The 14,251-nt window shown below is 39.9% G+C and carries 14 protein-coding genes and 1 pseudogene; 8 read left to right on the forward strand and 7 right to left on the reverse strand.

The features are described 5' to 3' along the window. The first annotated feature begins 25 nt into the window (after positions 1-25). From IEV74_RS15195 to IEV74_RS15230, 8 genes and pseudogenes are all read left to right on the forward strand, one after another. Positions 26-571: a GNAT family N-acetyltransferase gene (locus tag IEV74_RS15195; protein ID WP_188456228.1), complete on the forward strand. Its 546-nt coding sequence runs from the start codon at positions 26-28 to the stop codon at positions 569-571. Positions 572-653: 82 nt separating this feature from the next. Further along, the gene (locus IEV74_RS15200) at positions 654-1,346 is read left to right on the forward strand and encodes a GntR family transcriptional regulator (protein WP_188456229.1); all 693 of its coding nucleotides are present in this window, start codon (positions 654-656) and stop codon (positions 1,344-1,346) included. A gap of 205 nt (positions 1,347-1,551) precedes the next feature. Further along, the gene (locus IEV74_RS15205; RefSeq protein ID WP_188456230.1) at positions 1,552-2,610 is read left to right on the forward strand and encodes a tartrate dehydrogenase; all 1,059 of its coding nucleotides are present in this window, start codon (positions 1,552-1,554) and stop codon (positions 2,608-2,610) included. Between the two features lie 120 nt (positions 2,611-2,730). Further along, entirely contained in the window at positions 2,731-4,071 is a 1,341-nt protein-coding gene (locus IEV74_RS15210) for a 2-hydroxycarboxylate transporter family protein (RefSeq protein WP_188456231.1), read from the forward strand. Positions 4,072-4,205: 134 nt separating this feature from the next. After that, a complete protein-coding gene (locus tag IEV74_RS15215) occupies positions 4,206-5,348 on the forward strand; it encodes a glycerate kinase (RefSeq protein WP_188456232.1) in 1,143 nt (380 codons plus the stop codon). Positions 5,349-5,361: 13 nt separating this feature from the next. Then, positions 5,362-6,549 (forward strand): mandelate racemase/muconate lactonizing enzyme family protein, encoded by a 1,188-nt coding sequence (locus IEV74_RS15220; RefSeq protein ID WP_188456233.1) that lies wholly within the window; start codon positions 5,362-5,364, stop codon positions 6,547-6,549. A gap of 1 nt (position 6,550) precedes the next feature. Next, a pseudogene (locus IEV74_RS15225) lies at positions 6,551-6,766 on the forward strand (fumarylacetoacetate hydrolase family protein); the annotation flags it as partial. Positions 6,767-6,780: 14 nt separating this feature from the next. Next, complete coding sequence (locus tag IEV74_RS15230; RefSeq protein ID WP_188456234.1) at positions 6,781-7,572, forward strand: SDR family oxidoreductase; 792 nt, start codon at positions 6,781-6,783, stop codon at positions 7,570-7,572. 74 nt (positions 7,573-7,646) lie between these two features. On the opposite strand, the gene IEV74_RS15235 is transcribed toward IEV74_RS15230, so the two are convergent. From IEV74_RS15235 to IEV74_RS15265, 7 genes are read right to left on the reverse strand one after another with little or no spacing between them, the layout of a single operon-like run. Continuing rightward, positions 7,647-9,140: a sodium:solute symporter family protein gene (locus IEV74_RS15235; RefSeq protein ID WP_188456235.1), complete on the reverse strand. Its 1,494-nt coding sequence runs from the start codon at positions 9,138-9,140 to the stop codon at positions 7,647-7,649. Beyond that, entirely contained in the window at positions 9,141-9,386 is a 246-nt protein-coding gene (locus tag IEV74_RS15240) for a hypothetical protein (RefSeq protein ID WP_188456236.1), read from the reverse strand. A gap of 32 nt (positions 9,387-9,418) precedes the next feature. Beyond that, complete coding sequence (gene leuD, locus IEV74_RS15245; RefSeq protein ID WP_188456237.1) at positions 9,419-10,030, reverse strand: 3-isopropylmalate dehydratase small subunit; 612 nt, start codon at positions 10,028-10,030, stop codon at positions 9,419-9,421. Continuing rightward, on the reverse strand, positions 10,014-11,450 hold the full coding sequence (gene leuC, locus IEV74_RS15250; protein ID WP_188456238.1) for a 3-isopropylmalate dehydratase large subunit: 1,437 nt from the start codon (positions 11,448-11,450) through the stop codon (positions 10,014-10,016). Before leuC ends, leuD begins: the two co-directional genes overlap by 17 nt. Positions 11,451-11,464: 14 nt before the next feature. After that, on the reverse strand, positions 11,465-12,379 hold the full coding sequence (locus IEV74_RS15255; RefSeq protein ID WP_229683213.1) for a hydroxymethylglutaryl-CoA lyase: 915 nt from the start codon (positions 12,377-12,379) through the stop codon (positions 11,465-11,467). A 36-nt stretch (positions 12,380-12,415) separates the two neighbouring features. After that, a complete protein-coding gene (locus IEV74_RS15260; protein WP_188456240.1) occupies positions 12,416-13,612 on the reverse strand; it encodes a CaiB/BaiF CoA transferase family protein in 1,197 nt (398 codons plus the stop codon). Beyond that, positions 13,609-14,247 carry a GntR family transcriptional regulator gene (locus tag IEV74_RS15265; RefSeq protein WP_188456241.1) on the reverse strand — a complete coding sequence of 213 codons (639 nt, stop codon included), beginning with the start codon at positions 14,245-14,247 and terminating at the stop codon, positions 13,609-13,611. Before IEV74_RS15265 ends, IEV74_RS15260 begins: the two co-directional genes overlap by 4 nt. Positions 14,248-14,251 lie beyond the last annotated feature (4 nt).

Raw genomic sequence — 14,251 nt, forward strand, 5'->3', positions numbered from 1 at the left:
TTTAACTGAAAAGGGGCCTTTGTAAATGATGGTTAATCAAAAAGAATTTAATCTACATAAATTAAGTTATATTCTAAGGACTGCCACTGAAAAGGATGCACATAAACTGTCACAAGTAAGGTTACAAATAGATGGCGAAACAGAAAACCTAGATCGGGAAAAAGGTGAAGCATACTTAGATGAAACAGCCTTCAAAAAGATAATAAATGATGATACAAATAGTATTAGCAACCTATTCCTAGTAGCTGTAGTTAATAAACAAATTGTTGGATTTTCAAGATGTGAAGGGAGAAAATTGAAAAGAATGTCCCATACAGCAGAATTTGGAGTCTGTGTATTAAGGGAATTTTGGGGGCATGGCATAGGAAAAAACCTATTAAAAGAATCAATTCATTGGGCAGATTTGAGCGGAATTAAGAAAATGACTTTAAATGTTCTTGAAACGAATGATAAAGCCATAAAACTTTATGAAAAATATGGTTTTGAAGTCGAAGGTATTTTAAAGAATGACAAAATTCTTTCCGATGGGAATTACTATAATACCGTTTTAATGGCAAGATTCAATGAATAATTGTCCCACATACAATTCCTTTAACAGTAAAAATAAGGTAGAATGATAGTAATATATCATTATAAAGGAATTAGGTGGTAAAGTGAGTAATTTTTCAGTTGAAAAACAAGTACCATATTATGAACAATTTTATCATGCGATTAAACAAATGATATTTGATGGAAAATATAAACCAGGGGAACGAATCAATGAGACGCAGCTTGCAAAGGAATTTAATGTAAGTAAGAGCCCAATTAGAGAAGCAGTAAGGATCCTCGAAAACGAGGGATTGCTATTGGTCAAAAATTCAAAGGTAATTGTATATGAGCCTACCTTGAAGGATGTTAAAGACATTTATTTTTGTCGAAAGGCACTGGAATCATTTGCTGTGGGGCTGACTACCAGAATCATTAATGATGCTGAACTAAAGGAAATAGAAAACACGTTGTCAGAAACGGAAAAAGCTATAAAGGCAAAGAAGGATGCAAACACGATTATTTCACTAAATGAGCAATTTCATAATTTAATCCTTGCATACACGCAAAATAGCCGTTTGCAAAAACAGGTGAATGATTTAAAAGGCTTAATGTATTTTTTTAGAATTCTTAATTTTAATGGGGAAAATAGAGCAGAGATAATTTTAGAACAACATCGTCAGATATTTAAATTTATTAAAGAAGGTGACGATGAACAGGCAGCTAAAGAAATGATAAAGCATCTTGAACTTGATGTTGAACATTTAGTTGAGGTTTTGACAGATTCAGAAAAAAATCCTGAATATAAAGAAAGCGTTTAATTGAGAAGCCAGTCCAATGCGGATATGGCTTTTTATTTTTATCAACTAAAAGCAGCTGGACCAATAATCTGTAAATTACCAACAGTTATAAAAATAAAAAATATACTTGCTAATGAATTGTTTTTTATGTATAGTATGTAGTATAAATTCTATCAGTCGACTGACGACTGATTGAAAAATCTATTGATTACAGGAGGTTATAGCGGTGAAAAACATAAAAATTGCGACTATACCAGGAGACGGAATTGGAAAAGAGGTTGTACCCGCAGCAACTGAAGTTTTGAAAGCAGTTTCAGAGGTTCATGGTGGGTTAGCCTTTGATTTCACAGACTTTCCATATAGCTGCGAGTACTATCTGGAACATGGTGATATGATGCCAGAGGACGGGCTTGAGAGATTGAAAGATTTCGATTCTATTTTTCTTGGGGCAGTTGGTAACGTTAATTTAGTTCCGGATCACATTTCTTTATGGGGACTCCTTATTAAAATACGCCGAGAATTTGAGCAAGTAATTAATATTCGGCCGGCTAAGGTTATGAGTGGGGTTCAATCTCCATTGGTCAATCCAAATGATTTTGATTTGATTGTGGTACGTGAAAATAGTGAAGGGGAGTACAGCTCGGTTGGGGGAAGAATCTATCGTGGCGAGGATGAAATTGCTATTCAAAATGGTATTTTCTCAAGAAAAGGAACTGAACGAGCGATGCGTTTTGCATTTGAGCTGGCATCTAATCGTAAAAAACACGTTACAAGTGCCACGAAGTCTAATGGAATCTATCATTCCATGCCATTCTGGGATGAAGTTTTTAAAGATGTGTCAAAGGATTATCCGGATATAACTACCGATTCGCAGCATATTGATGCCTTGGCAGCTTTCTTTGTCACACATCCTGAAAAATTCGATGTAATCGTTGCCAGCAATTTATTCGGGGATATACTAACCGATTTAGGAGCGGGAATTATGGGGAGTGTAGGAATTGCGCCAGCTGCCAACATTAATGTGAATGGAAAATATCCTTCGATGTTTGAACCTGTTCATGGATCAGCTCCCGATATTATTGGAAAAGGAATTGCAAACCCGATTGGACAGATTTGGACGGCTAAGATGATGCTTGACCATTTTGGGGAAGAGGAATTGGGTACCGTATTATTGGATGTCATTGAAAGTACGACACATGATCGCATTTTAACTCCTGATATTGGCGGAAAACATACAACAAGGGAAGTAACTGACGAGATTATCAAACGGTTAAAGGCAAAGTAATGTAAGGTTTCCATTAACAAGGACAATTCTTTTCGAAATGAATAGATTTGTTCTCTATTAAATGCAAGCGCTTACTTGTAAAGGTACAATAGGTGATTAAATTTAAGAGGAGTGAATAAATTGAGTAAAACTAGTAGTGCAGTAGAAGTAGTTGAAATGAATTCCAAACAGAAAATGAAAATTGCTGGTATGGATGCTCCTATCTTTTTCGGGGTAGTAGTTGTTTTGTTGATTGGTATCTACATGGAAATTCTACCACAGAACTTGGCTAGTGGACTTATTGTATCAATGGTGTTAGGTATTTTGCTTATGTGGATTGGTGATCAAATCCCGGTTTTTAATACGTTTGGCGGCGGCCCAATCCTATGTATCCTCATTCCTGCGCTTTTCCTTTATTGGGGAATATTACCTGAAAGCATGGGAACACTTACCGACAGTTTTTATAATGAAATTGGGTTTTCTGATTTTGCTGTTACAGGGATTATAGTTGGGAGTATTTTGAGTATGGATCGTAAAATGCTGATGAAAATTGGTATACGATTTTTTGTTCCGCTTTTAGGTGCTGTGGTATCAGCACTAGTAATTGGTGGCTTAGTTGGACAGCTAGTAGGTTTTGGTTTTAAGGATACTATTTTTTACGTAGTCGGACCAATTATGGGCGGTGGAATGGCAGCAGGAGCTGTGCCGATGTCGGAAATTTTTGCAGAAAGCGGTGGAGGAACCCCTGGTGAGGTATTAGCAAAAATTGCCCCGGCGGTAATGGTCGGGAATATGATTTGTATTCTTGCTGCAGGTGCATTAAACGGTTTAGGAAAACGAAAAAACAGGTCTAAGAATTTTTCCGGCGACGGGGAAATGCTGCGAGTGAAAAATGGGAATGAAAATGCTGATGCAAAGGATAAAAAAGAATCAGCTTTCCCATTTTCAATGAACAACCTTATCATTGGAATTATTATTGCGACAACTATTTTTGTTTTTGGTAAGATCGTGGCTGATTTAATTCCGATGTTCCATTCCTATGTATGGATCATATTAGGTGCTGCTGCGCTGAAAATGTTTAATGTTTTACCAGCGTATATTGAAAAAGGTGCGGAAGATTGGTATACATTAATTACGAAAGCATGGGTTCCTGCCATATTAGTTGCTATTAGTGCAGGGATGATTGATTTTGAAAGTGTTATCGAAATTGTTACAGATCCAAGTTATATCAGCTTAACAATTATGACGGTTATTATCGCCGTTTTAGCTGCAGGATTCTTAGGGTTAGTGGTTGGATTCTATTTCGTTGAATCTGCTATCGGTGCAGGACTTGGTATGGCAGATATGGGCGGTTCTGGAGATGTCGCAGTACTTAGTGCAGCAGAAAGAATGGGTTTAATGCCATTCCTGCAGATTTCATCACGAATTGGTGGAGCAATTATGCTGGTCATTCTCTCGTTCCTAGCTCCATTTCTGATGTAACTCTATAAAAATGGCATGGTTATAATGGAGGAAAAGATTATTTATAGGCTATAAGGGTTTATTTTATAAACCGGCGCAGTTTCTGTAGAATGTGTAAATTGTGTTTATTAAAAAAGTCAAAAGGAGCGCTAGGAATGAAGGTTCTTATTTCCATAGACTCATTTAAAGGCAGTATTACCTCTAGTAAAGGAAGTGAAGCAATCGCTATAGGAATTCGGGAAGCCTATCCAGGTGCAGAAATTATTACTTTACCGTTAGCTGACGGTGGTGAGGGTACTGTTGATGCATTGGTTCATGCATTGTCAGGACGGTGGATAGAGAAAGCAGTTACAGGACCATTGCATGAAAAAGTGACGGCATCCTATGGCATTTCAGGTGACGGGAAAACAGCTATGATAGAGGTTGCGGCTGCTTGCGGGCTTCCTTTAATTCCGCAGCATCTCCTAAATCCGATGGAAGCAACCTCATATGGTGTCGGTGAGCTGATTGCAGACGCTATGGAGAAAGGATGCCGACACTTTATTATTGGTTTGGGTGGCAGTGCAACAAATGATGCCGGTGTCGGAATGCTTCAGGCTTTAGGCTATCGTTTTCTTGATATGCAAAATAAAGATGTTGGTCTAGGTGGAACGGCACTTGCGGGTATTTATAAAATGAACTCGGATGATGTAAATCCAATTTTAAGGGATTGTACATTTCAGGTAGCTTGTGATGTAAACAATCCACTCTATGGCGTGGAAGGTGCTGCCTATATTTTTGGACCGCAAAAGGGTGCGACAGAAACGATGGTCCAGGAATTGGATCATGGGCTTAAGCATTTTGCGGAAATCGTATCCAATGAACTGGGAATAAATGTTCAAAACATAGCAGGCGCTGGTGCTGCTGGCGGATTGGGGGCTGCTTTTTCAGGATTTTTACAGGCAGATTTACAGTCGGGCATTGAACTTGTCTTGGAAGTCATTGATTTGGAGGAACACATGCAAGGGGCGGATTTTATCATTACTGGAGAAGGGATGCTGGATAGCCAGACTTCCATGGGGAAAGCGCCAATTGGTGTTGCGGCATTGGCTAACAAACATGGTATACCAGTAATTGCACTTGCTGGCAGTGTCAAAAGGGATAATTTTAACCTGAATGAAACAGTGTTTACATCCTGCTTTTCCATTATAAATACCCCGATGTCACTAGATGATGCCATGGACTCGGATGTAACGTTTGCTAATTTAACCTTTACAGCCAGCCAGCTATTTCGACTAATCAAAGCTTCTAAAGCATGATGGGGGAAATCATATGAAAATTACGGATATTAAAGTTGTTCCAGTAAATCGCTTTTTATATGTCAAGGTTTTTACGGATGAAGGAATTACCGGAATAGGTGAATCTGGGGCATGGGGATTTCTCGATGCTTCCGCCGAGGTTGTTCATTCATTCAAAACGTACTTAATTGGAAAAGATCCATTGCAAATGGAACATCATTGGCAGTACATGTATCGTTCTTTCCATTTTAGAGGTGCTGCCATAATGGGGGCGATTAGTGCAATCGATATAGCGTTGTGGGATATTGCCGGGAAATGGTTTCATGTTCCAACCTATATGTTATTAGGAGGAAAATGCAGAGGTAGGATAAGAACGTATTACCATGTTTCGGGGGAGACTACGGAGGAACTGGTGGAAAGCTGTGTAAATGCAAAGGAACTGGGCTATAATGCAGTCGGCCATTTGTCCCCATTTTTGGATGAACCAAGAAGTAAGCCTTACTTTCAGCCATATGCGAAAATGATAAACGAGGCAGCGGATAGGGTGAGGATGATTAGGGAAGCTGTTGGGGATGAAGTAGATTTATGCCTTGAATTACACAGGAGAATGAAACCAGGCGAGGCGAATGCATTTGCGCAGTCTGTTGAAAAGTATCAACCATTCTTTTTAGAGGATCCCATAATACCTGATAACTTTGATTCGATGGCGCTTGTTGCAAGCAAGTCCAATGTCCCTATCGCAACGGGAGAGAGAATCCATACGATACAGGAATTTGAAATGCTGCTTTCGAGAAATGCAATGGCATATGCAAGGACAAGTGTATGCTTATGCGGGGGAATTACAGGTACCAAAAAAATAGCTGCCATTGCAGAGGCACATGGGGTTCAGATTGTTCCACATAACCCGTTAAGCCCAGTTAGTACAGCTGCCTGTATTCAAATTGCTGCAGCGACGGAAAACCTGGCAATTTTAGAGCTTCCGAATCATGATACAGTTTCGGCGACGGAGAGATTTACCAGCACAAGTAAGGTGAGAAGTGAAGGATTTAAACAAAGTGATATGGTGACATGGGTTCCTGCTGCTTCGGGAGGTTTTATTGATGTTCCGGAAAGGGTGGGAATTGGGATTGATTTAGTCGAGGGTGTTGAGGAAAAGTATCCCTATCGGAGACGGGATATTAATACGAGATTGAATGTAGATGGGTCTGTTGTTGATCAGTAAAAGGAGAATAAAATGTGCTGTCACTTCCAATATGACTTTTTTGCCGTGGAATCTCATATCCTTTCACTCAAAAGTAATGACACTGCTGCCTGGTGATATCATCTCCACTGGTACACCTGGTGCAGTAGTTATTAGGAACGGGGATGTTGTTTCTTGTGAAATTGATGGATTTACACCACTTGTTAATTCGGTACAAGATTTAAAGGTTGAAAATTAAAGGAGGTAGATGTTTTGGACCTGCAATTACGAGGGAAATCAGTTGTTGTAACAGCGGGAAGTAAAGGTTTAGGGAAAGGAACAGCACTGCAGTTTGCAAACGAAGGTGCACATGTCCTAATTTCCAGCCGTAATGAAGAAACGTTAAAGAAAGCTGTAGAAGAAATTAAGGAAATAAGCGGAAATGAACAGGTTCGTTATTCGGTATGTGATATCACGAATCCGGACTCCATTAAACAATTAATTGCTGCAGCAGTAGAGTGGAATGGCAAGGTAGATATTTTAATTAATAATGCCGGTGGACCACCAGCAGGGGGATTCGGCAAGTTTTCTGATGAGGATTGGCAAAAGGCCTTTGAACTGAATTTACTCAGTTTCATTCGTCTCATTCGTGAGGCACTGCCGCATATGCGTAAGGCTGGCGAAGGGAAGATTGTTAATTTTGCATCATCATCGATTAAGCAAACCCTGGATAATTTAATTTTATCAAATACATTTCGCGCTGGAATTGTAGGTTTATCAAAAAGTTTATCACAAGAACTGGCAACGGATAATATTATGATCAATACAGTTGGTCCGGGCCGAATTGCAACAGATAGAGTCGCTGAACTAGATCAAATAAGAGCTGATAAAACAGGTGTTTCTTATGAGCAATTGCGTGAACAAACAGAGCAGTCAATTCCAATCGGCAGATATGGCCGCCCAGATGAATTTGCTAAAATGGTTGTTTTCCTTTCATCAGGTGCAAACACTTATATTACAGGACAATCGTTTGTTGTCGATGGCGGACTAGTAAAGGCGTTGTAAGTAGAGAGTTGATTAATGAGAAAAACTGTCTTTCTCACGTGCAGCAAGAAAGACAGTTTTTCATTATAATTCCTCTACAAACCAATAACCTTATCAACCGCTTCTTCTTCAGACCTGGAAACGGTAAATAAAAGACTGCCAACGACGCATATAACTAAATTAATAAATAATCCCCAAAGCCCGCTAAATATACCAAACGGTGTATAATTTGCAAAAGTCATCGCTGCAGAAAGAATTGTACCAACAATCATCCCAACAAAAACGGATTTGGTATGAAGTCGTTTCCAATACAGCCCCAAAATAAATGCTGGTGCAATCTGGACAAGTAATTCAAATTTTAATACAAATATCTGATACAATGTTGCCGGCGGGTACCAGGCAATAACTAATAGAATGGCAACGGAGATAATGCCGATTATTTTTCCAACAAAAATTTGTTTAGGCTCAGTCGCATTAGGATTAATGTATCTCCCATACAAATCCTTTGAAATTATGGATGAGAATGTAAGAAGTACTGAGTCGGCCGTTGAAATAATTGCTGCAATGATACCGCCAAACAAGAGGACCATTGCCCAATAAAAAAGTGCATTTTGGGAGGCGATGACATTTGCCATCATTCCGACTAACTTTTCTGATTCGAATGTATCTAATCCGGGAAATGCATTTATCCCGATAATTCCTACGATAAACACAACCCCTGTTGTAATAAATGGCATCCAAACCATTGCAGTAAATGATTTCTTTAACGTTTTCACACTCTTTGCTGCAAAAATTCGCTGTATTGCATGGGGATAGATCGATGCCCCAATAAAAACAAGCAGTAACATACTAAACCAGCCAACGATTCCATTCGATTCAGGTACTCCTAATTTTTCTGGAGCGTATGCCTGCATATAATCAGTTGCTGTAGGCAGTCCTCCAAAATAAACGATTGATCCGACTAAAAGAACGAATACACCAATCAATAGAGCAATTCCTTGCATTGTGTCCGTGTAGGCAACGGAACGCATGCCTCCTAACCAGCTGTAAATAAGCATGATTATGATGAAAAAGACAACACCTACCTGGTAAGGTATCGTACCACCTGTTAAACCAGCAACTCCTTGTCCAACTGCAACAAATTGCTCCAGCAGATAATTTCCTAATCCATATAGCATAAGAATGGACCCTAGGATAGTTATTCCTTTTGAGCGAAATCGCTTTTCAAGCCAGTCTGTGGGAGTTATAAATTTAAACTTTTTGCCAAGTACATACAATCTTGGTGCGAACAACAGATATCCACCAATAACAAGAATCATGAATGTAACGGATTGAAGCCATTCAAAACCCATTCGATAACCGGTTGGCGCGTAACCGATAATTGTATTTCCACTATATTGTGTAGCATAAAATGTGAAAAACAGCACCATGACGCTTAGGCCGCGTCCACCTAGATAGTATTCATCGTTACTTTCCCGAACATTTTTGTTTTTTAAAAAAGTAAGAAACCCGATCAGGAGCATGATTAAGCCGTAAACAATCATTATTAAAATGCCAGACCAGCCACCAAATGCCAAGTCTTGTACCATTTATTCATCCCCCTTTGTGTTCGTATCTTCACCTTCGACTTTCCATAGAAACAGAAATGCATACGTTATAGTGGCGGATATTGCTATGGAATCAAGGATAATGATCCAGCCCCAGTATGGTAAACCAAAAATTATTGGTTTGTAACTTCCAACAGGTAAATACCACGGTACGCTAAGTAAAAATAAAACTCCTAAAACGATCCACAACTTTACGTTTTTGATGGGTTCTTTTTTAAGCTTCAGCATGCTAACTCCTCCTACTATTTTAAATTCAGAATTTAGTTAACGGACGGATCCATATAAAACGCCCTTTGTTTCTCGAATTGCAAAATATCTTCTTCTGCTGTCATCGTCAGGTCGATGTCATCTAGACCGTGTAAAAATTTATGCCGTGTGCTAGGTTCGACGGTAAAGGATGCTGCCCAATCGGAATCATCTTGGATAATTTGATTTTCTAAATCTACATGCAATGAAAAAGCAGGATTTTCTTTTTCCCTAGAAAATAATTCATTCATTTGTGCTTCATCAAGTTCAATTAACAGCAGTCCATTTTTCGAACAGTTTCCTTTAAAAATATCCGCGAAAGAAGGTGCAATAATCACTTGAAATCCATAATCATGCAGTGCCCAAACCGCATTCTCCCTTGAAGAACCGCAACCGAAATTTTCACCGCTTAGCAGAATAGTAGCTTGTTTATACGTTTCATTGTTTAATACAAAGTCATCGTTAGGTTCACCGTCTTCATGGAACCTCCAATAGTACATCATATGCTGGCCATAGCCTGTTCTCTCGGTTCGCTTCAGAAACTCGGTTGGTATAATGATATCGGTATCAATATTGGATTTATTAAGTGGTACAACAGAACCTGTATACTTACGAAAAGGCTTCATTTTTTCTTAACCCTCCTTTATAATTCCATTTCCTAATATCTGTTAGATGTCCAGTTATGGCTGCCGCAGCTGCCATTGCGGGGCTAACTAGGTGTGTTCTTACACCCTTTCCTTGGCGGCCTTCAAAGTTACGGTTAGAGGTAGAAGCTACCCTGTCACCTGGATTCGCAATGTCCGGGTTCATTCCAGGACACATACTGCAGCCTGGTTCTCTCCATTCAAATCCAGCATCGATAAATACTTTGTCCAATCCTTCCTGTTCCGCACGTCTTTTTATATGATAGGATCCCGGGACCACTAATGCCGTTACATTGTTATGAACCTTGTGACCATAAGCAACTTGGGCGGCTAGACGTAAATCTTCTATTCTAGCATTCGTACAGGAACCGATAAAAATCCGGTCAATTTCAATTTCATTCATATTTGTTGCCGGATTCAAATCCATATAATCTAAAGCTGATTCCGCCGCAGTTCTTTCGTTGGAACCTGTAAAACTTTTTGGTGATGGTATCGTTTTGTCGATTGAAGTTACTTGACCTGGATTGGTTCCCCATGTGGCTTGCGGTGCTAAATTGTCTATGTTTATCGTTACGGTTTTATCGTATACAGCACCAGGGTCACTATAAAGTTCACTCCACTCAGCGACTGCCTCGTTCCATTTTTCTCCTTTAGGCACAAATTTGCGATTCTTTAAATAGGCAAAAGTTGTTTCATCGGGAGCAATCATGCCTGATCGTGCGCCAGCTTCAAGCACCATATTGCAAATGGTCATCCGTTCATCCATGGACATGTTTTTAACGGTGCTTCCAGTAAATTCAACAACATGACCAACCCCGCCATGAGTGCCGATTTCGCCAATAATACGCAAAATAATATCCTTGCTGCTTACTCCATCTGGCATTTCACCGTCAATTTGAATGTTCATTGTTTTCGGTTTTGCTTGCGGAAGAGTTTGTGTTGCCAGTACGTGCGTGATTTCACTGGAACCAATGCCAAATGCAAAAGCACCAAATGCGCCGTGTGTGGAAGTGTGACTATCTCCGCAAACAATTGTTTTTCCAGGGGTGGTTAATCCGAGTTCAGGTCCTATAATATGCACAATACCGTTGTCAGGGTGGTCTAAGTCATAGACAGTTACACCAAATTCTTTACAGTTCTTGATTAAAGCGTCTACTTGTTTCTTTGCCAGCAGGTCTTTAAATTCCAGGTTTCGGTCAGTGGTGGGAACGTTGTGATCAGCTGAAGCAAACGTTAGGTCCGGCCGTCTAACTGTTCTGCCTTGCTCTTTAAGTAAATTAAATGCCTGCGGTGATGTAACATCGTGAATTAGGTGCAAATCAATAAACAGTAATGGCAGATCAAGGGACGTATCAATTACATGCTTTTCCCAAACTTTTTCAAAAAGTGTTTTAGGCGTCATTTTCTTTCTCCTTTCTAAATTTCAGATGTGGAATGCAGGTCGGTTATTTTGCCAGCTTTTATAATTTGTCCTGGCAAATCGTGTGCTACGTTTGCTTGTAAATAATTAGCTGTATTGATTAGCCGGTCAAGGTCTGCTCTGACGTTATATCCCATGAAAAGCAGCATGTGAACCAAGTCTTCTGTGCAAATATTGCCGCTTGCTCCGGGGGCGAACGGGCAGCCGCCGATTCCGCCCAGAGATGCATCGAAGCGGGTTACGCCAGCACGAATCCCTTCATTTACATTTGCCAAACCCATTCCTCTCGTATTGTGAAAATGAAGCGTTAACGGAAGCTCCGACCAATGATCTAAAACAGTTTTGGCCAATTGGTATACTTGTGATGGTGTTGCCATCCCAGTAGTGTCTGCAAGGGTAATTCCATTCACACCTAGTTCAAGATATCGATCAATAAGCTGCAATACTTTTTCTTCTGGAATTTCGCCTTCAAAAGGGCAACCAAATGAGGTGCCAAGCGATCCATTGACAAGAATGTTTTCATTGGATAAATAACGCATGATTTCCTCAAAGCCTTCAAATGTTTGAGCAGTTGTTCGGCGTATATTTTTGAGATTATGCGAGTCACTAACAGAAACGACTAGATTTATTTCATCGACAGAACAACGAAGAGCGCGTTCAGCACCTTTAAGATTAGGCACCAGGGCAGAATACGTAACACCAGGCTTTCTGTTAATCCCTTTCATTACCTCTTCGGCATCCTTCAAATTTGGGATTGCCTTCGGTGAGACAAAGGAGGTCACCTCGATTTTGTCGATTCCAGCTTCACTTAATTGGTTAATAAGCTCAATCTTTTGATGGGTAGGAATAAATTGATTCTCATTTTGCAATCCATCCCGTGGAACAACATCGTGAATAAAAATGCGTTTCACATTCATCACCTGCTTTCAAAAGGTTTCAGGTTATCATTAGATAATCCCTTCATTTTTAAGCTTTGCAATCCTTTCCTCATCAAAGGCTAACAAGTCTTTTAAAATTTGACCGGTATGTTCACCCAGGTCAGGGCCTAACCAATTCGTTCCACCCGGGGTCCTGCTCATTTTTGGTACAACACCAGGGATTTTTAGTGCATCATCATTGCCCAGATCAAATTGCTGTATCATCTCCCGTGCTAAATACTGCGGATCTTTTACAATATCTTCAATGCTGTAGATAGCACCCGCTGGAACTTTTGCATCATCAAGTGTTTGTATCGCGGTTTCAAGATTTACTGTTTTTGTCCAGTCCTCGATTCTTGAATCCAGGAAATCTGCATGCGCTGCCCGGCCTTTGTTGCTTGTGAATCGCTCATCTTCCGCTAATTCCCGATCACCAATAGCGCACATTAATCGTCTAAAAATGGCATCACCGTTTCCGCCGATGACGATGTATTTCCCATCTTTACACTGATACGTATTGGAAGGTGCAATACCTGGTAAGGAAGAACCTGTTCGCTGCCTGACTACACCGAATTTATCGTATTCAGGAAGCATACTTTCCATTAAACTAAAGACGGCTTCGTAAAGTGCTACATCCACAATTTGCCCTTCTCCTGTACCTTTTACGTCCCGATGGTAAACAGCCATAAGAGCACCGATAACAGCGTACATTGCTGCAAGGGAATCACCAAGGCTAATTCCCGCTCTTGTTGGTGCTCGGTCAGGGTATCCGGTCAGATGCCGTATACCGCCCATTGATTCCCCAACACTGCCAAATCCCGTTTTATCGCGGTATGGACCAGTCTGACCATATCCGGACACTCTGACCATGATGATTCCAGGATTGATAGCAGATAGCTGGTCATAGCCGATGTTCCATTTTTCCAGTGTACCAGGTCGAAAATTCTCAATGATAATGTCGCATTCTTTTACAAGTGACTGAATGATCTCCTGACCTTCCTTTTTCTTTAAATCTATGGTGAGTGACTTTTTATTCCTAGCCTGAAGCCGCCACCATAGTGATTGATCCTTGTATATATGTCTCCAGTCACGGAGCGGATCACCTTTTCCCGGCGGCTCTACCTTAATTACATCCGCCCCAAACTCAGCCATTAATCTTCCAGCAAATGGTCCTGCAATAAGACTGCCTAATTCCAGGACCTTCAATCCTTCTAATGTTTGGCTCATTTAGAATCATCCTTTTGATTTGATTTAAAAATAGTACCTAGCATGTTGATGTCGTTTTGAATATGCATCTTCATTTCAAGTTCTGCTTGTTCACCGTCTCCGTTAATAATGGCATCCGTAATTCGAACATGTTCCTCAAAAAAATGATCTCTTCTGTCGTAGTTGCTTAAAATATTGTTACGCATGTACAAATTTTTCGCATGTATTAAATTCATAAACTGAATTAATTGCTTATTACCTGAGGATTGAATGATTAAATCATGAAATTCTGTATTAAAATTAACAATATTTCTTTTTTCATCCTGTTCCAAAGCTTGTTTCGTCCGGTTTATTATGTCTAGAAGGGTATCATGACTAGCCTGTGACATATGCTGTGCTGATAGTTTTGCTGCAAGGGGTTCCAGTCGTTCTTTACAAAGGTAAACATCTATTACATCGTCAAATGTAGGGTCAAAAACATAGATATGGACACCTTTTTGAACCAGCAACCCGTCATGGATCAACAATCTTACAGCTTCACGGACTGGACCCCTGCTTACACCTAACATAGCTGCTAAACCTAATTCTGTTAGGCGTTCACCAGGTGAAAATTCATTATCTAATAAGTAATTTTGAATGTATTTATAGGCCTGCACATGC

Source organism: Virgibacillus oceani, assembly GCF_014638995.1.
GTDB classification, from domain to species: Bacteria; Bacillota; Bacilli; order Bacillales; family Amphibacillaceae; genus Virgibacillus_E; species Virgibacillus_E oceani.

What these genes read in the sequence shown, in the direction of transcription:
- IEV74_RS15195 (WP_188456228.1), top strand. Translation starts at nt 26, where the DNA reads ATGATGGTTAATCAAAAAGAATTTAATCTACATAAATTAAGTTATATT.
- IEV74_RS15260 (WP_188456240.1), bottom strand. Translation starts at nt 13,612, where the DNA reads ATGAGCCAAACATTAGAAGGATTGAAGGTCCTGGAATTAGGCAGTCTT.
- leuD (WP_188456237.1), bottom strand. Translation starts at nt 10,030, where the DNA reads ATGAAGCCTTTTCGTAAGTATACAGGTTCTGTTGTACCACTTAATAAA.
- IEV74_RS15235 (WP_188456235.1), bottom strand. Translation starts at nt 9,140, where the DNA reads ATGGTACAAGACTTGGCATTTGGTGGCTGGTCTGGCATTTTAATAATG.
- IEV74_RS15220 (WP_188456233.1), top strand. Translation starts at nt 5,362, where the DNA reads ATGAAAATTACGGATATTAAAGTTGTTCCAGTAAATCGCTTTTTATAT.
- IEV74_RS15215 (WP_188456232.1), top strand. Translation starts at nt 4,206, where the DNA reads ATGAAGGTTCTTATTTCCATAGACTCATTTAAAGGCAGTATTACCTCT.
- IEV74_RS15240 (WP_188456236.1), bottom strand. Translation starts at nt 9,386, where the DNA reads ATGCTGAAGCTTAAAAAAGAACCCATCAAAAACGTAAAGTTGTGGATC.
- leuC (WP_188456238.1), bottom strand. Translation starts at nt 11,450, where the DNA reads ATGACGCCTAAAACACTTTTTGAAAAAGTTTGGGAAAAGCATGTAATT.